The organism is Marichromatium sp. AB32, from assembly GCF_003718675.1.
Taxonomy (GTDB): Bacteria; Pseudomonadota; Gammaproteobacteria; order Chromatiales; family Chromatiaceae; genus Marichromatium; species Marichromatium gracile.
This window is the reverse complement of the sequence record NZ_RHFJ01000050.1, coordinates 1-21,262: the sequence shown is the minus strand read 5'-3', so window position 1 is coordinate 21,262 and position 21,262 is coordinate 1. Positions and strand designations below refer to the sequence as shown.

The 21,262-nt window shown below is 68.4% G+C and carries 13 protein-coding genes; 3 read left to right on the top strand and 10 right to left on the bottom strand.

Features of this window, described 5'->3' with window-relative positions:
• Window positions 1-19: 19 nt before the first annotated feature.
• From lepA to rpoE, 6 genes are all read right to left on the bottom strand, one after another.
• Window positions 20-1,822, bottom strand: a complete 1,803-nt coding sequence (lepA, locus tag EBL85_RS13315) for a translation elongation factor 4 (protein ID WP_123141031.1) — start codon at window positions 1,820-1,822, stop codon at window positions 20-22.
• Window positions 1,823-2,044: 222 nt separating this feature from the next.
• Window positions 2,045-3,466 carry a DegQ family serine endoprotease gene (locus EBL85_RS13310; RefSeq protein WP_123143162.1) on the bottom strand — a complete coding sequence of 474 codons (1,422 nt, stop codon included), beginning with the start codon at window positions 3,464-3,466 and terminating at the stop codon, window positions 2,045-2,047.
• 87 nt (window positions 3,467-3,553) lie between these two features.
• Window positions 3,554-4,024 (bottom strand): SoxR reducing system RseC family protein, encoded by a 471-nt coding sequence (locus tag EBL85_RS13305; RefSeq protein WP_123141033.1) that lies wholly within the window; start codon window positions 4,022-4,024, stop codon window positions 3,554-3,556.
• A gap of 3 nt (window positions 4,025-4,027) precedes the next feature.
• Window positions 4,028-4,903, bottom strand: coding sequence for a MucB/RseB C-terminal domain-containing protein (locus tag EBL85_RS13300; protein ID WP_223806149.1), 876 nt, complete (start codon window positions 4,901-4,903; stop codon window positions 4,028-4,030).
• A gap of 82 nt (window positions 4,904-4,985) precedes the next feature.
• Window positions 4,986-5,546 (bottom strand): sigma-E factor negative regulatory protein, encoded by a 561-nt coding sequence (locus EBL85_RS13295; RefSeq protein ID WP_165913505.1) that lies wholly within the window; start codon window positions 5,544-5,546, stop codon window positions 4,986-4,988.
• Window positions 5,547-5,678: 132 nt separating this feature from the next.
• A complete protein-coding gene (gene rpoE, locus EBL85_RS13290; RefSeq protein WP_062274792.1) occupies window positions 5,679-6,257 on the bottom strand; it encodes an RNA polymerase sigma factor RpoE in 579 nt (192 codons plus the stop codon).
• Window positions 6,258-6,613: 356 nt separating this feature from the next.
• On the opposite strand from rpoE, the gene nadB reads away from it, so the two are divergent.
• From nadB to EBL85_RS13275, 3 genes are all read left to right on the top strand, one after another.
• Window positions 6,614-8,242, top strand: coding sequence for an L-aspartate oxidase (nadB, locus tag EBL85_RS13285; RefSeq protein WP_123141036.1), 1,629 nt, complete (start codon window positions 6,614-6,616; stop codon window positions 8,240-8,242).
• 307 nt (window positions 8,243-8,549) lie between these two features.
• The gene (locus EBL85_RS13280) at window positions 8,550-12,752 is read left to right on the top strand and encodes a response regulator (RefSeq protein ID WP_190288088.1); all 4,203 of its coding nucleotides are present in this window, start codon (window positions 8,550-8,552) and stop codon (window positions 12,750-12,752) included.
• Complete coding sequence (locus tag EBL85_RS13275; protein WP_123143160.1) at window positions 12,742-15,660, top strand: ATP-binding protein; 2,919 nt, start codon at window positions 12,742-12,744, stop codon at window positions 15,658-15,660. The genes EBL85_RS13280 and EBL85_RS13275 overlap by 11 nt, the downstream gene beginning before the upstream one ends.
• Here the strand turns inward: EBL85_RS13275 and EBL85_RS13270 are convergent.
• The 4 genes from EBL85_RS13270 to EBL85_RS13255 all read right to left on the bottom strand — a co-directional run.
• Complete coding sequence (locus EBL85_RS13270; protein ID WP_123143159.1) at window positions 15,657-18,242, bottom strand: EAL domain-containing protein; 2,586 nt, start codon at window positions 18,240-18,242, stop codon at window positions 15,657-15,659. The two genes, EBL85_RS13275 and EBL85_RS13270, sit on opposite strands and share 4 nt — an antisense overlap.
• Before the next feature lie 264 nt (window positions 18,243-18,506).
• Entirely contained in the window at window positions 18,507-20,219 is a 1,713-nt protein-coding gene (locus tag EBL85_RS13265) for a fused response regulator/phosphatase (protein WP_123143158.1), read from the bottom strand.
• Window positions 20,220-20,238: 19 nt separating this feature from the next.
• Window positions 20,239-20,544 (bottom strand): STAS domain-containing protein, encoded by a 306-nt coding sequence (locus tag EBL85_RS13260; RefSeq protein ID WP_123143157.1) that lies wholly within the window; start codon window positions 20,542-20,544, stop codon window positions 20,239-20,241.
• Between the two features lie 81 nt (window positions 20,545-20,625).
• On the bottom strand, window positions 20,626-21,262 hold a 637-nt coding region (locus tag EBL85_RS13255), incomplete at its 5' end, for a CheB methylesterase domain-containing protein (RefSeq protein WP_148040549.1).

Genomic DNA, 21,262 nt, shown 5'->3' with positions numbered 1-21,262 from the left:
GGGCGCGCGGCCGGCGGGCTCAATTATCCTTGCCGACCTGGAGCACGGCAAGGAAGGCCTCCTGCGGGATCTCGACCTTACCGACCTGCTTCATGCGCCGCTTGCCGGCCTTCTGCTTCTCGAGCAGCTTGCGCTTGCGGGTGGCGTCACCGCCGTAGCACTTGGCGGTGACGTTCTTGCGCAGCGCCTTGACCGTGGTGCGAGCGATGATCTTGGTGCCGATGGCCGCCTGGATGGCGACCTCGAACATCTGCCGCGGAATCAGCTCCTTCATCCGCTCGGTGACCTCGCGCCCACGCGACTGCGACTGCGCGCGATGGACGATCGAGGACAGCGAGTCGACCTTGTCGCCGTTGATCAACACATCGAGCTTGATCAGGTCGGCGGCCTCGAAGCGCTTGAACTCGTACTCGAAGGAGGCAAAGCCACGGCTGACCGACTTCAGCCGGTCGAAGAAGTCGAGCACCACCTCGCTCAGCGGCAGGTCGTAGGTGACCTGCACCTGGCCGCCGAGATACTGCAGGTTCTTCTGTACCCCGCGCTTCTCGATACAGAGGGTGATGACCGCGCCGAGATAGTCCTGCGGGACGAGGATGTGGGCCTCGATGATCGGCTCGCGGACCTCGGCGATCTGGTTCGGCTCGGGCAGATTGGCGGGGTTGTCGACCTTGATCAGCTCGCCGTCGTTGCGCAGCACCTCGTAGACCACGGTGGGCGCGGTGGTGATGAGGTCGAGGTCGTATTCGCGCTCGAGCCGCTCCTGGATGATCTCCATGTGGAGCATGCCGAGGAAGCCGCAGCGGAAGCCGAAGCCGAGCGCCTGGGAGACCTCGGGCTCGTAGTAGAGCGCGGCGTCGTTGAGGCGCAGCTTGCCGAGCGCCTCGCGCAGGTCCTCGTAGTCGTCGGTGACCACGGTATAGAGCCCGGCGAAGACGCGCGGGCGCATCTCCTTGAAGCCCGGCAGCTTGGCACCGGGGTTGTCGGGATGGGTGATGGTGTCGCCCACCGGCGCGCCGTCGATCTCCTTGATGCCGGCGATGAGGAAGCCGACCTCGCCGGTGGAGAGACACTCGCGGTCGGTCTTCTTCGGGGTGAAGACGCCGACCGCATCGACCTGATGGGTGCGCCCGGTGGACAGCATCTGGATCTTGTCGCGACGACGGATCTCGCCGTTGACCACCCGCACCAGCGAGACCACGCCGACGTAAGGGTCGAACCAGGAGTCGATGATCAGCGCCTGCAGCGGCGCCTCGCGGTCGCCTTCGGGCGGCGGGATGCGCTCGACCAGCGCCTCGAGGAGATCGGGGATGCCGAGACCGGTCTTGGCGCTCACCCGCAGCGCGTCGGTCGCCTCCAGGCCGATGATCTCCTCGATCTCGCCGATCACCCGCTCGGGCTCGGCCGAGGGCAGGTCGATCTTGTTGAGCACCGGCAGCACCTCGAGCCCCTGGTCGATCGCGGTGTAGCAGTTGGCCACGCTCTGCGCCTCGACGCCCTGGGCGGCATCGACCACCAGCAGCGCGCCCTCGCAGGCGGCGAGCGAACGCGACACCTCGTAGGAGAAGTCGACGTGACCGGGGGTGTCGATGAAGTTGAGCTGGTAGGTCTCGCCGTCGCGCGCCTGATAGTTCAGGGTGACGCTCTGCGCCTTGATGGTGATGCCGCGCTCGCGCTCGAGGTCCATGGAGTCGAGCACCTGGCTCGACATCTCGCGATCGGTCAGGGCTCCGCTGACCTGGATGAAGCGGTCGGCGATGGTCGACTTGCCGTGATCGATATGGGCGATGATCGAGAAGTTACGGATGTGGGAGAGATCGGTCATCGGGATTGCGTGTGCGCCCAGCGGCTGATGAATGCGAGTGATCGCGATGCCGCCCGGTTGAGGGCGCGGCATCGCGACAGATAGCCGCTCATCTTACCAGAGGCGCGGGGGACGGCGCATCAGGCAGCGGCCAGCGGCCAGCGGCCAGCGGCCAGCGGCCAGCGGCCAGCGGCCAGCGGCCAGCGAAGAGGATAGCCGCGCTGGCCGGGGCCGATGCCCGGATCATTCGGGGTCGGGCATGCGGATGGCGAAGAACATCCGCCCGTCGCCGCGTTGCACCAGCACCGCCACCGAGCGCCCCGGCTCGATCCCGGCGAGGATCTGCTCGAAATCGGCGGGGTCGGCGACCGGCTGGCCGTCGAGCATCAGGATGAGGTCGCCGGCGCGCAGCCCGGCGCGCTCGGCCGGACCGGGTTCGAGGGCCTCGACCATCACCCCGCCCTGCTCGACGCCGAAGTGCTCGCGCTGCTCCGGGGCGATGGCGCGCACCACCAGGCCGATACGGTTGGCCGGGGTCTCATCGAGCGCCGGCGGCGCGGCGAAGGCGTCCTCCTCGGGCAGCTCGGCGATGGTGACCGAGAGGCTGATCCGCTCGCCACGACGCAGCACCCTGAGTTCGGCCTGCTCACCGATCGGCGTCACCCCGACCAGCGGCGGCAAGGCGCTGGAGGTGAGCACGTCCTTGCCGTCGAAGGCGAGGATCACGTCGCCCGGGCGCAACCCGGCCGCCGCCGCCGGGCTGTCGGCCAACACCTCGGCGACCAGCGCGCCGCGCGGCTGCTTGAGGCCGAAGCTCGCGGCCAGTTCGCGGGTGACGTCCTGGATCATCACCCCGAGCCAGCCACGGGTCACGCGCCCCTTGGTCTTGAGCTGTTCGATCACATCCATGGCGACATCGATCGGGATCGCGAACGACAACCCCATGAAACCGCCGGTGCGGCTGTAGATCTGGCTGTTGATGCCGACCACGCGGCCATCGAGATCGAACAGCGGCCCCCCTGAGTTACCGGGATTGATGGCGACATCGGTCTGGATGAAGGGGACATAGTTCTCCGAGGGCAGGTTACGCCCCTTGGCGCTGACGATACCGGCGGTGGCCGAGGACTCGAAGCCGAAGGGCGAGCCGATCGCCAGCACCCATTCACCGACCTGGAGATCCTTGGAGGAACCGATGCGCACCGCCGGCAGGCCCTCGGCGTCGACCTTGAGCAGCGCGATATCGCTGCGCTTGTCGGTGCCGACCAGATCGGCGACGAACTCGCGCCGATCGCTGGTACGCACCACGATCTCGTCGGCGCCCTCGACGACATGCGAGTTGGTCATCACGAAGCCGTCGGAGGAGACGATGAAGCCGGAACCGAGCGAGCGCGACTCGATGTCGTCGGGCAGCTCGCCCTCCTCGCCGAAGAAGCGGTCGAAGAAGTCGCGCAGCGGCCCCTCGTCGGGCAGGTCGGGGATGGTGAAGCCGTGCATCTCGGAGACCGAGGACGTGTGCTGCTTGGTGCTGATGTTGACCACCGAGGGGCCGTTCTCGGCAACCAGGCTGGCGAAGTCCGGCAGGGTACGCCCGACGGCCATCCCCGGCGCCAGGGCGCAGCAGAGCAAGGTGGTCAGAGCGAGCGAGAGACGGGGTTTCGAGCGCATGGTTGCTCCTCAATGATTCATCGGCGCGGCCGGGGCCGCTTGGCTGGCGGGTTCGCGGGCGCCTGGAGCGACGGGCGCAATCAGCCGTCAGGGCTCGAGCAAGGTCACCCGCAGCGGCTCGGCGCCGAGACGACGGATCACCTCCGGCTGGCGTGATGGATCCCGGGCCAGGGCACGACTGTAGCCGCGAAGCCACACCAGTGCGAGAGTAAGACCCAAACCGGCCCCGAGCAACCCCAGCGGATCGGACGCGGCGCCACCGAGTGCGTTTCCCGCCACGGCACCGAGCACCAGCCCCAGGGTCGGCGCCAGATAGGCCGCGAGCGAGAGCCGAAGCACGCCCTGAGCCGAGATCGCCAGGACCACCTCGTCGCCGACCTCGACCCCGATCCGATCACGTGCGCGGACCTCGGCGGCGCGCCGCGAGAACAGCCGCTCGAGCAACGATGTGCCACAGGCGCCACGCGCGGCACAACCGCCACAGACGCTGCGTCGCTGGGTCCGGACGCGAACGTGATCACCGTCGCGGGCGATCACCCGCCCCTGTTCTTCGATCATGGTTCAGTCCTCGGCGTGGCGGCGCACGCCCGCCACCGCCGCTTCCACGGTCGCGACCGGCACCTCGCCGACCGCGGTGATCTGATAACCGGCGCGCCAGGCCCCGGCGGCATGCACGGCACCGATGTTGGTCGCCCCCTCGAGCCCGGGGGTGGCCGTCCGTTCGACATAGATCGAGTAGGCCGAGAGCCGGTCGGTGAACAGGAAGTGCTCGAGCTCGCCGCCGTCGTCCTGTGGGATTCGGTGATGGGTCACCAGCTCGAACCCGGTGGGCTGATCGACGAACCGCCATTGCGGCGGCGGTTCGGTCACCGGCGCCTCGCGCACGCCCTGGGGCGCGGCCTCGGGCTCGGTGCCGTCGTCGGGGTGGAAGGTGACGGTGGCGAACATCAGCTGCTCGAGCGCCTGCTCGGAGCGGTCGATCAGATCGGATTTGAGCGGCAGCGCGGTCGCACGGTCGATATGGAAGCGATAGCCGTATCTCAGCGCATCGCGCGGGATGATGCCGATCACCTCGGTATCGCGCCCGGCCACCCGCCCCCGCCCCAACCGTTCGACACGATAGTGTTCGCCGAGGCGCTCGGGGTCGATGCCGTTGGTGTCGATCAGGCCGCCCCCGCCGCCGGCGCTCCGCACCGAGATGCCGTAGCCGTCACGCATGGTGCAGTTGACCCGCCGGGAGTCGCGCGAGAGCGCCCGCACCGGGCCGCTGAGCGCAACCAGACGCTCCTGGGTGTGACCGGCGGCGACACGATGGATCAGGTGCAGGGTCTCGAGCTGGTTGTCATGGAGATAGACCAGGGTGCCCTCGTAGCTGAGCGCGCGCAGCGCCTCGGACATCCGGTCGAGCAACTCGGCGACCGGCGCATCGGAGCGCATGCGCGCCTGCTCTCCCGACGCCCCGGCCAGGGGCGTGCTCAGACACAGCAGGAGCAGGCAGACCCGACCGGTCGACCGGGGACTAGCGAGGCGATTCATAACCGACGAAGGTCGCATAAGGCAGCATGCCCTTGGCCCCGCTGGCGGAGGCCGTGTCTTGATGAGTGACCAGGAACAGATCGAGCTTGTTGGCGAGATCCGGGCGATCGATGCCCCAGCGCCCGTCGCCGACGGTGACCACCGCAGGCGGCGGTGCCTGATGCTGCGCCGTGGCCGGGAAGCCGCCCTCGAGCCGGTCGCCGCCCTGGAGAAACAGCGGCGGCACCGCGAACACCGCGACGAAGGCCGCGGCGGCGGCCAGCGCCATCCCCGCTGCCGGCGCCAGCGCGCGGCGCGGCTGGAAGCGATGGCGCTGATGGAACACCAGGGCATCGGCCACCACCTGCTCACGCACCGCATCGGCCACCCCGGCGCACGACGGATCGAGTCGCTCGCCGCGGATGGCGTGACCGATCATCTGATAGCGCGCCCAGGTCTGGCGCAACGCGTCATCGTGCGCCAGCGTGTCGAGCAGGCGCCCGGCGCTGGCGGAGTCGAGTTCGCCGTCTTGGAGTTCGGAAAGTCGTTGTCTTAGCTCGGTCATTGGTTCACGCCTGCGCTGGGTTCTGTCGCTGTCTCGGCCTTGCACCCGAGGTTCACGCGTCATCGCGCGAGCCGAGCGCTGGGCCACCCAAGGCCCGAACGGACATGCCGCACGGGCGGTTGACGCCCATATTCAGGGCTTGAGCAACGGACGCAATCGCTTGTCGATCGCGTCACGCGCCCGAAAGATGCGCGAGCGCACGGTGCCGATCGGGCACTCCATGGCATTGGCGATCTCCTCATAGCTCATGCCCTCGAACTCCCGCAGCATGATCGCCGTGCGCAGGTCATCGGGCAGGTCGTCGAGCGCGGCCTGGACCGTGCGCGCGATCTCGTCGCCGAGCAGCTCACGCTCGGGCGTGGCGCCATCGCGCAACCGCCCGCCGCCCTCCATCTGCTCGGCCACCTCGGCCTCGACATCGCCACCCGGCGGGCGCCGCCCCTGGGCGACGAGATGATTCTTGACGGTGTTGACGGCGATCCGGTAGAGCCAGGTGTAGAAGGCGCTCTCTCCGCGAAACCCCGGCAAGGCGCGATAGGCCTTGAGGAAGGACTCCTGGGCGACATCCATCACCTCCGCCGGGTCGCGCAGATAGCGCGAGATCAGGTTGGAGATCTTCTGCTGGTACTTCAGCACCAAGAGGTCGAAGGCGCGTTTGTCACCGGCCTGGGCGCGCTCGACCAGCTCCTGATCGGCCTGACGCTCAGACATGGGTCACGACCGCCGGTCCCCCGACCATCGGCTCCGTTGGCATGGACAGCTCCCCGGTTAGGAAGTTCTTCGGACAGGGCCGCAAAAATCCGACCCCGACCGTGCGAATCAAAGCATGCAATCCTGACCGGAATCGCTCGAAGCGGCAAGTCCGTGCAACGCTCACGGCCCCATCGATCGGTCGCCGCCATCGTCACGACACGGCAGTGGCACGGCGTGCGGACTGGATTTCCCGACCCCGGCGGCATAAAAATGAAGGCTGCCCCGCGCCGCGGCGTGGAGACGACTCCGGCCCCGAGCACCTCCCGAGACCGGCGTTGAACCATCCCTGTTCCCTATTGCAGCGAGTCCCGACCATGCCAGCAACCGTTCATCGTCATGACGTCCTCATCCTCGGCAGTGGTGCCGCGGGGCTCAGTCTCGCGCTGCGACTCGATCCCGATCTCTCGGTCGCGGTGGTCTCCAAGCGCGAGCTGGTCGAGGGCAGCACCCTCTACGCCCAGGGCGGCATCTCGGCGGTGCTCGACGAGCACGATTCGATCGAGTCGCACGTCCAGGACACCCTCAAGGCCGGCGCCCATCTGTGCGATCGCGAGATGGTGCGAATGGTCGTCGAGCGCGGCCCCGACAACATCCGCTGGCTGCTCGACCAGGGTGTCGAGTTCACCCGCGACGAGGCCTATCAGAGCACCGGCGGCTACCACCTCACCCGCGAGGGCGGGCACTCGCACCGGCGCGTGGTCCACGCCGCCGACGCCACCGGGCGCGCGGTGGCGACCACGCTCGAGGCGCAGGTGCGCGAGCGCGCCAACGTCTCGCTCTACGAGCAGCACATCGCCGTCGACCTGATCACCACCAAACACCTGCCGGGCAGCCGCGATCATCGCTGTCTCGGCGCCTACATCCTCGATCTCGGCAACGGCCAGGTCGAGACCTTCATGGCCCGTTTCGTGGTGCTCGCCACCGGCGGGGCCAACAAGGTCTATCTCTACACCAGCAACCCCGACGTCTCCACCGGCGACGGCATCGCCATGGCCTGGCGCGCCGGGTGTCGGGTGGCGAACATGGAGTTCATGCAGTTCCACCCGACCTGTCTCTATCACCCCGAGGCGCGTTCCTACCTGATCACCGAGGCGCTGCGTGGCGAGGGCGCACGGCTGCTGCTGCCCGACGGCGAGCGCTTCATGCCGCGCTTCGACGAGCGCGCCGAACTCGCCCCGCGCGATATCGTCGCGCGCGCCATCGACCACGAGATGAAGCGTCTCGGCGCGCCCTGCGTCTATCTCGACATCTCCCACCGCCCGGCCGAGTTCATCATCGAGCACTTCCCGACCATCCACGCCCGCTGTCTCGAACTGGGGATCGACATCACCCGCGAGCCCATCCCGGTGGTGCCGGCGGCGCACTACACCTGCGGCGGGGTGATGGTCGACAGTCACGCCCGCACCGATCTGCCCGGGCTCTATGCCAGCGGCGAGACCGCCTACACCGGGCTGCACGGGGCCAACCGCATGGCCAGCAACTCGCTGCTCGAATGTCTGGTCTACTCCGAGCGCGCTGCCGAGGACATCGCCCGCCTGGCACCCAAGGTCGAGTTCGCTCCCGACGCGCCGGAGTGGGACGAGAGCCGGGTGACCGAGCCCGACGAGGAGGTGGTGGTCACCCACAACTGGGAGGAGCTGCGCCGCTTCATGTGGGACTATGTCGGCATCGTGCGCACCACCAAGCGGCTGCGTCGCGCCAAGCGCCGCGCCGACCTGCTCGCCCACGAGGTGATCGAGTACTATGCCAACTTCCGGGTGAGCAACGACCTCATCGAGCTGCGCAACCTGCTCGAGGTCTCCGACCTGATCATCCAGTCGGCGCTGCGCCGGCGCGAGAGCCGCGGGCTGCACTACACCCTCGACTTCCCGCGCCGCGACGCCTCGCAGCGCACCCCCACCATCCTCATCCCCGACCGCTACGTGCCGCGCGCCCGTCACTGAAGGATCCGGCGGGCAACACGCCGACCACGGCCGCAAGGGGTCGACCCGAATGCGCCTCGAATCACAGCGAGGCGCACCCATCGCCCCATATAATTAGGGAGTTAAGCCCACCACCCAGCACCAGGTCGGCACCCTCGCACGCGGTATGCCGACCGCGGCGCATCCTGCCCACCGCCCGGAGTCCAGCGCGCATGTCATCCCCGCACTCAGCCGCTCCCCGCCATCGCATCCGCGCGCCGCGCGGCATGACCGATGGCGAGCGTGGCGATCGAGCAGCAAGCACGCACCGCCTCGGGTGGCGAGCGCGATGAGCTGGACGCCGCGCCCGGCCTCATCGCTGCGTCATCTGCTGCCGCTGTTCGCACTGATCCTGGTGTTGCTGATCGGCGCCTTCTCGGTGCTGCTGTGGTGGATCCAGGAACAACGACTGCGCGAGATCGTCGCCGCCGACATCGACGAGATCGCGACCGTCTTCAACGCCGTCCTCGACGACCAGAGCGACTGGCTCGACGCCCTCGCCACCTCGGTGGCGATGGACACGACCACCCGCGAGGCGCTCGCCGCGCGTGATCCCGAGCGTCTCGATCGGCGCTGGCGTGCCCTGTTCGAGCGTCTGCGCATACGCAATGGACTCACCCACTTCTACTTCATCGGCGTCGATCGGCGCACCCTGCTGCGATTGCACGCCCCCGAGCGGGTCGGCGACCGGATCGACCGCTTCACCGCGCGCCAGGCCGAACGCGACGACAGCGACGCTCAAGGGCTCGAACTCGGCCCGCTCGGCACCTTCACCCTGAGGGCGATCACGCCGATCCACGATCGCGGACGCCGCATCGGCTATGTCGAGGTCGGCAAGGAGATCGAGGACATCCTCGCGGCACTGCACACCCCCACCGAGACCCGGCTGGCGGTGATCATCCGCAAGCAGCTGCTCGATCGCGCGCCCTGGGAGCAGGGCATGCGGCTGCTCGGACGCGAGGGCGACTGGGAGCGCCTGACCAACAGCGTCATCACCTACAGCTCACCGGGTGGCATCCCCGCCGGCCTGGATCACGCCATCGAGCAGATCGACCGCCCCGGTCACACGCAGCACGACCCCGGTCGCGAGCTGATGGTCGACGACACCCGCTGGCGGCTGTCGCTGCTGCCGCTGGACGATGTCGCCGGCCGACACGTCGGCGACCTGCTGCTGGCCCACGACCTCACCAGCGAGGCCAGCGCCTTCAGCCATCACATCCGTACCTGGGGACTGGTCACCATCTTGCTGCTGAGCGCGGCACTGAGCGCCAGCGGGCTGCTGGTGCGGGGGGCCAGGCGGCTGATCCGCCGCCAGCAGGCCGAACTGGTCGAGCACCAGGGACTGCTCGCCGCCACCCTGCGCTCACTCGGCGAGGGGGTGATCAGTACCGATGCCGACAAGCGCATCATCGACATCAATCAGACCGGCGAGCAGCTCACCGGCTGGATGGCCACCGAGGCACGCGGACGCCCGCTCGGCGACGTGCTGCTGCTGGTCGACCCCGAGACCCGCGACCCCCTCCCGCTGCCCAGCACCGCCACGGTCGAGCGCGCCACCGAGCAGGCGCTGCTGATCACGCGCAGCGGCAACGGTCGTCCGGTGGTCACCAGCAGCGCTCCCATCCGCAACGATCAGGGCCACACCCTGGGCGCGGTGATCGTGTTCCGCGACATGAGCGAGGCACAACGCATCCGGCACGAGCTCGAACTCAGTCGCGAACGCTACATGCTGGCGATCGACTGCAGCAGCGACGGCATCTGGGACTGGGACCTGCGCAACAATCAGGTCTTCATCTCCCCGCGCTGGAAGGAGCAGATCGGCTTTGCCGATGACGAGCTCGACAACGCATTCGAGAGCTTCGAGACACGACTCCACCCCGAAGACAGGCGCCGGATCCTCAATCAGCTCGCCAACTATCTGCAGCAGCCGCAGGACTCTTACGCCCTCGAGTTCCGGCTCAGACACAAGAACGGCAGCTATCGCTGGATCCTCTCGCGCGGCCGGGCGCTGTGCAACGCCCAGGGCGAGCCGTATCGAATGAGCGGCTCGCACACCGACATCAGCGCCCGCAAGGAGGCCGAGCGGACCATGGCGATGCTCTCGGCCGCGGTCGAGCACAGCGACGACCTAGTCGCCATTCGCGACCCGGAGCTGCGCGTGATCGCCGCCAACCCGGCCTTCGCCCAGGCCGTCGGCGTGGACTCCACCGGGCATCTGGTCGGGCGCACCGATGCCGAGCTGCTCGGCATCGCCCCCGACGAGGAGCCGGCGCGCTCACTCATGGCCGACGAGCGCCGCGCCCAGTTCCTCCCCGCGGGCGAGCACATCGTGCGCGAGCACGATGCCCGGCTCGCCAGCGGCGAGACCCGTACCCTGCTGACCAAGAAGTACCCGATCTACGACCACGACCAGCGACTGATCGGCACCGGCACGCTGTCGATCGATATCAGCGCCCGCAAGCGCACCGAGGATGCATTGCGCGAGACCAACGCGGCGCTCAAGGCAGCGATCGAACGCGCCAACGCCATGGCCAACCGCGCCAAGATGGCCAGCCGCGCCAAGAGCCGCTTCCTGTCGAACATGAGCCACGAGATCCGCACCCCGATGAACGGGGTCATCGGCATGCTCGGACTGCTGCGCGAGAGCCCGCTCAACGCCGATCAGCAGCGCTATCTCGAGATCGCCCAGCACAGCGGCGAGGGGCTGCTCAAGATCATCAACGACATCCTCGACTTCTCCAAGGTCGAGGCCGGCAAGCTCGAGCTCGAACGCATCGACTTCGACTTCGGCGAACTGCTCGACGACTTTGTCGCGACCATGGCGCTGCACGCCCACGAGAAGGCGTTGGAGCTGACCTGCACGGCGGCGCCGGATATCCCCACGGCGCTGCGCGGCGACCCCGGGCGTGTGTTGCAGATCCTCACCAACCTGGTCGGCAACGCGATCAAGTTCACCGAGCATGGCGAGGTCGCGGTACGCGCCACGCTGCTCGGATGCGATGCGCACCAGGTCAGAGTGCGCCTGGCGGTCCGTGACACCGGTATCGGCATCCCGCACGACAAGCGCAAGCGGCTGTTCCACGGCTTCTCCCAGGTCGATCCGTCGAACACCCGCCGCTACGGCGGCACCGGACTGGGGCTGGCGATCACCAAGCAACTGGTCGAGCTGATGGGCGGCGAGCTCGGCCTCGAGAGCACCTTCGGGCAGGGCTCGATCTTCTGGTGTGACCTGCCCCTGGCGCGCCAGCAGGGGCCGGAGGCGGAGCGCCACCCACCGCAGCCCTCGGCGCGGCTGCGCGACACACGGGTGCTGGTGGTCGACGACAACCGCCACACCCGTGAGTTGATCGCCGCACAGCTCGGCGACTGGGGGCTGGCCAGCGCCGCGGCCGGCGACGGCGACCAGGCGCTGACACAACTCCACCAGGGTGTCGCTCAGGAGCGCCCCTTCGCCATTGCACTCATCGACGTGAACATGCCGGACATGGACGGTATCGCCCTGGGCGAGGCGATCAGGGCCGAGCCGGCGCTGGCCGGAACCGCACTGGTGATGATGACCGCGCTCGGCATCGCCCGCGAGACCGAGCGCTGTACCCGTCATGCCCTCGGCCTTCAGCTGACCAAGCCGGTGCGCCAGCGCGAGTTGCTCGACGCGCTGGAGCAGACGCTGAGCCGCCCCGCAGATCAGCCACGCCCAGCCGCATCGCCCGCTCGCCGCGAGCGCCATCCGGCGCGACTGCTGCTTGCCGACGACAATCTCACCAACCAGCAGGTGGCACTCGGCATCCTCGGTCACCTCGGCTTCGACGCCGACTGCGTGAGCGACGGTCGCCAGGTCCTCGAGGCGCTCGCCGCGCGTCACTACGACCTGCTGCTGCTCGATGTACAGATGCCGCTGCTCGACGGACTCGAGACCACCAGGCACATTCGCGACCCGGCGCAGGGCTTGCTCAACCGCGACATCCCGATCATCGCCATGACTGCGCATGCGCTCGAAGAGGATCGGGAGCGCTGCCTGCAAGCCGGCATGAACGACTACCTGGCCAAGCCGATCGACCGCAAGGCGCTGGCCGCAGCACTCGAGCGCTGGCTGCCGCGGCAGGCGCTCGCCCCCCCCGGGGCCCCTCCGGTCCTCGACACACCGGCGCTGATGGAGGGGCTGATGGCCGACCGCGCGCTCATCCATCAGGTGATCGAGACCTTCCTCGACGACATCCCCAGACAGCTCGCCTCGCTCGGCCGGCAGCAGCAACGGCGCGATCTCGCCGCCTGCGCCCATCACGCCCAGCACATCGAGAGCGCAGCCGCCAGCCTCGGCGCCAGACAGCTGGCCGAGGCGGCCGCCGAACTCGAGACGGCCTGTCGCTGCGCCAGCGACCCCGCAACGTTCGCCGCATCGCTCGGCGCCGTCGAGACGGCCTTCACCGATCTCCGCGCAGCCCTGACCCGACTCCAAGACACCCTGCTCCAGGAGCATCATCATGTCAGTTGACCCACTTGCGCCTCGCCGTCAGGAGGTCGCGCTGCCACAGGGCCTCGACCAGGCCAGCCGGGACCCGATGCCGCCCTGGAGTCGCGAACTCTGGACACGAACCTTCGACGCCCTGCCCGACATGATCGCGCTGATCGACCATCAGCGACGTATCCTGCGCGTCAACCGCGCCATGGCCGAACAGCTCGGCTGTACCCCCGAGTCGCTGATCGGTCGCCCCTGCTACGCGGTGGTCCACGACACCGACGCCCCGCCACACGCCTGCCCGCTCAGCCGCACCGAGCAAAGCGGCGAGAGCGCCACCGCCGAACTCTACGAGCCGCGGCTGGGCGGTCATCTCAGCATCACCACCACGCCGCTACACGACGCCGACGGCGAGCTGGTCGGCTATGTCCATGTCGCCCACAACGTCACCGATCGTCAGCTGGTGCGCGAGCAGCTCTATCTCCGCCTCGAGTGGCAGCGGCTGATCATGGACCTGTCGATGCGCTTTCTCACCACCCCGAGCGAGCAGCTCGAGGGGGCGATCCACGACGCCCTGGCCAAGGTCGGCACCTTCATCGGTGCCGATCGCGCCTGTCTCCATGAGCGCGCCCCGGGGGGCGACGAGCCAAGGCGCATCGCCGCCTGGTGCAACCTCGAAGAACGCTCCGCGACACCGACCATGCGCTGGCTCTCCTGGTCGATGATCGAGCCGCTGCTCTGCCAGCGTCACGACGGACCGCGCTTCCTGTTCACCACCCGCGAGGGCCTCGCCGCCGACGACCCGTTGCGCGCACAGCTCCAGGGCCACGGCATCCACACCCTGTTGCTGCTGCCGCTGCGCGACACCCGGGGCTGTCATGGGTTCATCGCCTTCTGCACGGCGCAACCCGACAAGCACTGGGCCGAGGCCGAGATCGACCTGCTGATCCTGCTCACCGAGCTGTTGCTCAACGCGCTGCGGCGCAAGAAACGCGAGGATGACCTGCGTCAGGCCCGCCTCCAGGCCGAGCAGGCCGCTCGCGTCAAGAGCGCCTTCCTGGCCAACATGAGCCACGAGATCCGCACCCCACTCAACGGCATCATGGGCATGAGCGACCTGCTGCTCGACACCCCGCTGACCTTCGAGCAGAAGCGCTATACCGAGATCCTGCGCGCCAGCGGCGAGAGCCTGCTGTCGCTGATCAACGGCGTGCTCGACCTGTCGAAGATCGAGGCCGGCAAGCTCGCGTTGCAGCACGAGCGCTTCGAACCGCGCCCCCTGATCGAGGACATCGCCGAGATGCTCGCCTTCCGCGCGCAGGAGAAGGGGCTGGAGCTGACCTATCACCTCGCCGAGCTCGAGCGGCACGCCTTCCGCGGCGACGCCGACCGGCTGCGCCAGGTGCTCATCAATCTCGTCGGCAACGCCATCAAGTTCACCGACCGCGGCGAGGTACGGATCCACGCCCGTCAGCTCGATGCCGCTGGCGCGATCCGCTTCGAGGTCGCAGACACCGGCATCGGCATCGCCGCCGAGGACCAGCAGGTCCTGTTCGAGGCCTTCACCCAGCGCGACACCTCGCACAGTCGACGTTATGGAGGTACCGGACTGGGACTGGCGATCTCGAAGCAGCTGGTGGAGCTGATGGGCGGGCGCATCGGCGTCGACAGCACCCTCGGCGAGGGCGCCTGCTTCTGGTTCGAGCTACCGCTGGAGATCGACGACAGCGCACCGTCTCCGCCGTGCCCCGCGATCGGCGCGCGCCTGCTGATCGTCGACGATCATGCACCCAGTCGCCAGCTCGCCGGCGAGCTGCTCACCCGCTGCGGCTGCCGCCACAGCGCCGCCCATACCGCCGCACAGGCACTCGGTCTGCTGCGCCAGGCGCTACGCGCCGGCGACCCCTACCAGGCGGTGCTGATCGACCTCTCGCTGGCCGCCGAGAGCGACGGCTGCACGCTCGACGAACAGATCGGCGCCGACCCCCTGCTTGCCGATACCGCGCGCGCACTGATGGTGCCGCTCAGTCGTCACGACATCCCGAGCCGTCCCGACTGCCGCTTCGATCACTACTTCACCAAGCCCTTGCGCGCCGAGCACCTGCGCCAGGGACTCGAGCGGATGCTGCGCGCCGACGAGACATCGCCGCCGATCCAGCCTCGCGCAGCCGTGCCGCCACGCCCGACGTCGCGCCGGATCCTGCTGGTCGAGGACAACCCCACCAATCAGGTCGTGGCCCGCGGCCTGCTCGCCAGGCTCGGTCATCCCGAGGTCGATCTCGCCCGTGACGGCCATGGCGCGCTCACGGCACTCGCCGGCGCGCACTACGACCTGGTGATCATGGACTGTCAGATGCCGGAGATGGACGGCTTCGAGACCGCCCGACGGATCCGCGACGGCGAGGCCGGGGCCGAGACCGCGCAGATCCCCATCGTGGCGATGACCGCGCTCGCCCAGGAGGGCGATCAGGCGCGCTGTCTGGCCGCCGGGATGAACGCCCATCTGGCCAAGCCGATCCAGCCGCAGACGCTCGCCGCAGTGCTCGAGGCGCAGTTCGCCGAGGCCCCGTCACCGCCCCCCGCAGCCGCCGCCGAGGACGAGACGGAGGTGTTCGTCGCCGCCGAGCTGCTCGAACGGATGATGCACGATCGCGAGATCCTGCTGGAGGTCATCCCCCAGTTCCTCAGCGACCTGCCCGAACGCATCACCGAACTCGGCGCCGCACTCGATGCCGGCGACCTCAGTGAGGCGGCGTTCAAGGCGCACAGCATCAAGGGCATGGCCAGCAATCTGTCCGCCCCGGCGCTCGAGCAACAGGCGTTGAGACTCGAGCAACACGCGCGCGGCGATGCGCTGGAGCAGGCACGCGGGGCGTTCGCCGCGCTCGGCGAGGCCTTCGGCGTGCTCGCACAGACGCTCGAGACCTGGATGCAGGGACTCTAGCCCGTCGTCGAACGGGCGGCGAGCGCGGCCAGATAGCGCTCGCACTCGACCGCAGACAGCGGTCTGGAGAAGAAGAAGCCCTGCGCCAGCCGACACCCGTTCACGCGCAGGAAGTCACGCTGGCGCGCCGTCTCCACCCCCTCGGCGAGGACATCGAGCGAGAGGCTCTCGGCCAGCGCGATGATCGCCTTGGTGATGGCCACGTCGCTGGCGTCCTCGGGCAGCTCGGAGACGAAGGAGCGGTCGATCTTGAGCTTGGTGAAGGGCAGGCGCTTGAGATAGCTCAGCGAGGAGTAGCCGGTGCCGAAGTCATCGAGCGCCACCTTGATACCGAGTGCGCGCAGCCGTTCGAGCTGGGGGATGACCTGATCGGAGGCGCGCATCATCACCGACTCGGTGACTTCGAGTTCGAGCTGCCCGGCGGCGAGTCCGCTCTCGCGCAGACTGCGCTGGATCAACTCGAGCAGCTCATGGTCGGCGAACTGCTTGGTCGAGAGATTGACGCACATCATCGTCTCCGCCGACAACAACCCGGCATCACGCCACTCGGCCATCTGCCGGCATGCCTCGGCCAGCACCCAGCGCCCGAGCGGCACGATCAATCCCGACTCCTCGGCCAGCGGGATGAACTTGCCCGGCGCCACCAGACCGAGTTCCGGGTGCTGCCAGCGCACCAGCGCCTCGAGCCCGTGCAGTCGCTCGCCATTGAGCTCGAGCTGCGGCTGGTAGTGCAGCACGAAGGACTCCTCGGCCAGCGCCTGGCGCAGACTGCCCTCGAGCAGCACCTGCTCGAAGGCGTGCGCGGTCAGCTCCTCGGTATAGAAGTCGAAGGTGCCGCCGCCCCCGGCCTTGGCGCGATAGAGCGCGGCATCGGCGTTGCGGATCAGGTCGTCGCCGCTGGCACCGTGTTCGGGGTAGCGACTGATGCCGATGCTCGCGCCGAGCACCAGATTGTGTCCCTGCAGTTCGAACGGCGTGGAGAAGGCGCCGATGATCCGCTGGGCGACGCCGATGACCTGATCGCTCCCCCGCAACCCGCGCAGGATCACGCCGAACTCGTCGCCGCCCATCCGCGCCAGGGTGTCGCCCGGCGCGAACAGCCCCCGCAACCGGTTGGCGACACGCTTGAGGATACGGTCGCCATCGCTGTGATCGAAGCTGTCGTTGATGTGCTTGAAGCGATCGAGATCGACGATCAGCACCGCCAGCTCGTCGCCCTGCACCCGGGACTGCTCGATGGCAAAGGTCAGACGCTCGGAGAACAGCGCGCGATTGGGCAGCCCGGTGAGCAGGTCATAACGGGTGAGCTGGGTATTGGCCTGATCGCTCGCCTCGAGCCTGGCGAGCAGGTGCAGTCGCTCGGTGATCTCGCGCGAGGCCTCGATGATGCCGACGATATGGCCGTCATCGTCGTAGAGCGGGCTGGCGGCGACCTCGAAGCTGCGCTCCCTGCCGTCCTTGTCGGTGCGGTGATGCACCACCTTGCACGGCGCCCTGGTGTCGAGGATGCGCTGCAGCGGACAGGGGTTGCGGGCATCGCCGCAGGGTTCATCCCTGCCCTGCCACAGCTGGTGGCACCTGAAGGCGTTCGGCGCCAACCCGATGGTGCGCATCAGCTCACGCGCGCACTGATTCATCCGCAACACCTGGTAGTCGAGCCCGATCACCAGGATCGGTTCGTCGATCCCGTCGATCACATGCTGGAGGAAGGTCCGCTCCTCGCGCAACGCCCGGGCACGGGCCAGGGTCTGTACCGACATCCGATTGAACGCCCGCGCCAGCTCGTCGAGTTCGTCGTGCCCGTCGCAGGGCAGCGGTGCCACCTCGCGCTCCACGGCCAGGGCGTGAGCGGCATGCTCCAGCCGTGTCACCTTGTCGACCACGAAGCGCTGCAGCAGGATGCCGCCGGCGAGCAGCATCAACGGGAAGATCAGCAAGTGGTCGAGTACCGAGCTGAGCCAGGCCGCATCGGTCCGGCGCTCGACCGAGGCGCCCGGGATGCGCACGCTGAGGATGCCGCGCAGCTCGCCCGCGCGATAGCCGAATCCGCCCTGGTAGTGCTCGGCGATGGCGGGCGGGGCGGCGGCACGGTCACCGTGACAGCCGAGACAGGCCGGCTCGACCCAGATCGGCCGCGCATAGTGATAGATGCGCTGGCCATCGGCATCGTTGAGCGCGACCAGACGATCGGCGACCTCGGGCGAGCGCTCGAAGAAGCGGATCGCCTCGATCTCGTCGGCATCGGCCTGATGGGCCGGATTGCGCGCGCGCAGGCTCACGGTGCTGAAACGCAGCGCGCTCGGGACCTGTTCCTGAACCGCCTCGGCCAGACGGTCGATCGCCGGCGTGGGCAGGAAACCGGCTTGCCACGAGGGGTCGCCCGACGGGGTGAGGTAGTGGACCCGGTGGGCCGCCAGCAGCACCGTATGCAGGGTACGGGCATCGTCGCGCACCTGATCGAGCATGAACTGACGCAGCGTACGGTGGTGGTCGAACTGCAGGGCGAGAAAACCGATCAGGACCACGATACCGACCCCCAGCCACAGCTTGAACTGCAGTCGTGACAGGTGAATTCGGCTCATCTCGGTCTCTCAAGCATGGTCTTCTCGTTCTCGACACGGGACACCTTCCGCACTCGCCGCTGCGGGCGCCGAGCCGCGCCCGGCACCAAGACGCCGAGCGGCGCCGACCCCGAATGAATGGGGAACGAGTCATGCAAAGGTATGTCACATCCGGTGAGCGCGACAACCCGCCTGGGTCAGCTGAGCGGTGATTCTGCGACATCCGTCCGTCACCGCCGCCGACAGCACATCGGTGAGCGACCACGACAGGGAGGGAATGGGGCGCTACCAGCGATAGTGTGCCTCGACCCGCGAGCCGCTGGCATCGATGCTGACCGACTCGCACAGTCCGCGCACCAGGGTCAGGCCGCGTCCCCAGGGACAGGCGGCATCCGGAGCGGTGAAGTGCTCGGTATCGAGGGCGAAGCCGGTGCCGCTGTCGGCAACCGAGACCACCACCTCACCACCGCCCTCGACCGGAGTGAAACCGACCTCGACCCGCACCCAGCCGTGACAGCCCTCGGCCAGCCGCGTGGCTCGCTCGCGGTAATACTGCTCGAAGCCATCGGCGGTCCGTTTCATCCGCGACGAGAGTCCCAGCACGCCGTGCTCGAGGGCGTTGGCATAGAGTTCGGCGAACACCGTCTCGAGCGCGCCCTCCTGGGCCTCGAGCCCGTCGAGCAGCCCGAGCGGACCGAGCGCGGCGCGCAACGAGGGCGGATTGCCGATCTGGCCGTCGCGCAGCTCCAGCGACCAGCGCCAGCTGCCACTGCTGCCACGTACCAGCTGGCCGTTGGAGACCGGCACGGTGGCGGCATCGAGCGGACACTCGAGCAGGGCGATGTCGTCGAGCTGTTCGGTCTGCTCGCAGTGACGATCGAGCGCCTCGATCAACGCCGGCAGCAGCGACACCCCGGGTTGCCAGCCGTGCAGCAGCTCCATCAGGCCACGCTCGATGAACATCCGCCCCTCGCGATCGAGCGCCTCGAGCAACCCGTCGCTCATCAGCAGCAGACGATCGCCGGGTGAGAGCGCCACCCGGTGGTGCTGCTCGCGCATCGGGAACTCGGCCTGGATCCCCAGCGGCAAGGCGTGCGAGGAAAGTTCGACCAGTGCCTCGTGGGTACGCAACCAGCCGCTCGGCATGCCGCCGTTCCACCAGAACAGGGTATCGCCTGTGGCCGAGATCGAGATCAGCACCGCGGCCATGAAGCGATCGGCCGGCAACACCTGGTGGAGCTTGCGGTTGATCGCGGCGAGCACCCGGGCGTCATCGGCGCCGCGGCGGGTCATGGTATGGAAGATATCGGCCACCGGCAGGGCGCCGAAGGCGGCGGCCAGACCATGACCGGTGAAGTCGCCGAGCAGGATGCGCAGCCCGCCGTCGGGCAGGCGCTGGGTGAGCACCAGGTCGCCGTTGAACAGTGCCGCCGGGCGTTGCAGCAGCGCCAGGCGTTCGACCTCGACGTTGCGGTTGCCGACGGCATAGCTCAGCACCCGCTCGGCGAGCGCCTGCTCCTCGTGCTCGCGCTCGAGCAGTTCGGCGAGGGCGAGCTTCTGCGCCGCCAGACGCCGGTGCAGATCACGCACCCGCTCCATCGCCCGGATCCGCGACTTGAGCACCCCGAGACTGAAGGGCTTGGAGAGGAAGTCGTCGCCGCCAGCGGCGATGCAGCTGGTCATCGACTCCTCGTCGCTCAAGGCGGTGAGGAAGATCACCGGCACGAAGTCCATCCCCGAGAGCTGCTTGATTCGCGTCGTCGTCTCCAGGCCGCTGAGCCTCGGCATCATCACGTCCATGAAGACGATGTCGGGACGCTCGTCGACGAACAGCTCGAGCGCCACCTCGCCACTGAGCGCCTCGAGCGTCCTGAAGCCCTCGCGCTGCAGCATCCGCGACAACAGACGGCAGTTGGCAAGCTCGTCATCGACGATCAGCGCGGTACCGCGCTGCTCTCGTGGGCTGTCACCGACCGCGCCGGTGGTGGATACATCCATCGCTGCTGCCCCCGGCCGCTCAGTCGAAGGCGAACAGACGATCGAAGTTGGCGATCTTGAGCACTCGCATCACATCGCCCTGGGCGTTGATGATGCGGACCTGGGCACGCTCGCCGCCGGCGTGCTCGCGCAGCAGCAGCAACATCCCCAGTGCCGAGCTGTCGAGATAGCTCGCATCACCCAGATCGACCACGAAGCGCATGGTGGTCGGCGAGAGATCGCGATAGGCATCGCGAAAGATCTTGTGCAGCGAGAAGTCGAAACGACCCTCGATGCTGATGGTGACCTCGGAGTGGGTTTCATCGACTTGGCGTTTGACAGACATGAGCTTTAGAGCACCTGGGTTGACCGCTGGCGCGCACCGGGCGGTGCCTCCAGCATGAGTGGGAAGGCGGCGCAACGACGGTCAATGTGAGCGCTCCCCCGGCGCCCTCCCCCGTGCGGCCTTGAGCAGCGCGTCGGCGATCGCGTGCAGCGGCAGCACCGCGCTCGCCGCGCCACGCTTGACCGCCTCGCCGGGCATGCCCCAGACCACGCTGGAGGCCTCATCCTGCGCGACAGTATAGACACCGAGCTCGTGCAACCGCTTGAGACCGGCGGCGCCATCGGCGCCCATGCCGGTGAGCAGCGCGGCGCAGGCATTGGTGCCGGCGGCGCGGGCGACCGAGTCGAACAGCACATCGACACTCGGGCGATGGAGGTTGACCGGCGGCTGATCGTTGATCCGGCAGACATAGCGCGCGCCATCGCGGGCGAGCTGCAGGTGGCGATCGCCAGGGGCGATATAGACGTGTCCCGGCATCATCCGATCGCCCTCGGCGGCCTCCTTGACCACCAACCCGGTCTGGCGATTCATCCGCTCGGCGAAGGCGGCGCTGAAGCCGGGCGGAATGTGCTGGACGATGGCAATCCCCGGCGCATCCGGGGGCAACCGCATCAGCACCTCGTGGATCGCCTCGGTGCCGCCGGTCGAGGCGCCGATCGCGATGATCCGGTCGGTGGTGCGGTAATGGCGCAGCACCGGCGGCCGCGGCGGCGCGGCC

Excerpts from the sequence above, each read along its gene's own strand:
- lepA (WP_123141031.1), bottom strand. The coding sequence starts at position 1,822 with ATGACCGATCTCTCCCACATCCGTAACTTCTCGATCATCGCCCATATC.
- EBL85_RS13310 (WP_123143162.1), bottom strand. The coding sequence starts at position 3,466 with ATGCGCTCGAAACCCCGTCTCTCGCTCGCTCTGACCACCTTGCTCTGC.
- EBL85_RS13305 (WP_123141033.1), bottom strand. The coding sequence starts at position 4,024 with ATGATCGAAGAACAGGGGCGGGTGATCGCCCGCGACGGTGATCACGTT.
- EBL85_RS13300 (WP_223806149.1), bottom strand. The coding sequence starts at position 4,903 with ATGCGCTCCGATGCGCCGGTCGCCGAGTTGCTCGACCGGATGTCCGAG.
- EBL85_RS13295 (WP_165913505.1), bottom strand. The coding sequence starts at position 5,546 with ATGACCGAGCTAAGACAACGACTTTCCGAACTCCAAGACGGCGAACTC.
- rpoE (WP_062274792.1), bottom strand. The coding sequence starts at position 6,257 with ATGTCTGAGCGTCAGGCCGATCAGGAGCTGGTCGAGCGCGCCCAGGCC.
- nadB (WP_123141036.1), top strand. The coding sequence starts at position 6,614 with ATGCCAGCAACCGTTCATCGTCATGACGTCCTCATCCTCGGCAGTGGT.
- EBL85_RS13280 (WP_190288088.1), top strand. The coding sequence starts at position 8,550 with ATGAGCTGGACGCCGCGCCCGGCCTCATCGCTGCGTCATCTGCTGCCG.
- EBL85_RS13275 (WP_123143160.1), top strand. The coding sequence starts at position 12,742 with ATGTCAGTTGACCCACTTGCGCCTCGCCGTCAGGAGGTCGCGCTGCCA.
- EBL85_RS13270 (WP_123143159.1), bottom strand. The coding sequence starts at position 18,242 with ATGAGCCGAATTCACCTGTCACGACTGCAGTTCAAGCTGTGGCTGGGG.
- EBL85_RS13265 (WP_123143158.1), bottom strand. The coding sequence starts at position 20,219 with ATGGATGTATCCACCACCGGCGCGGTCGGTGACAGCCCACGAGAGCAG.
- EBL85_RS13260 (WP_123143157.1), bottom strand. The coding sequence starts at position 20,544 with ATGTCTGTCAAACGCCAAGTCGATGAAACCCACTCCGAGGTCACCATC.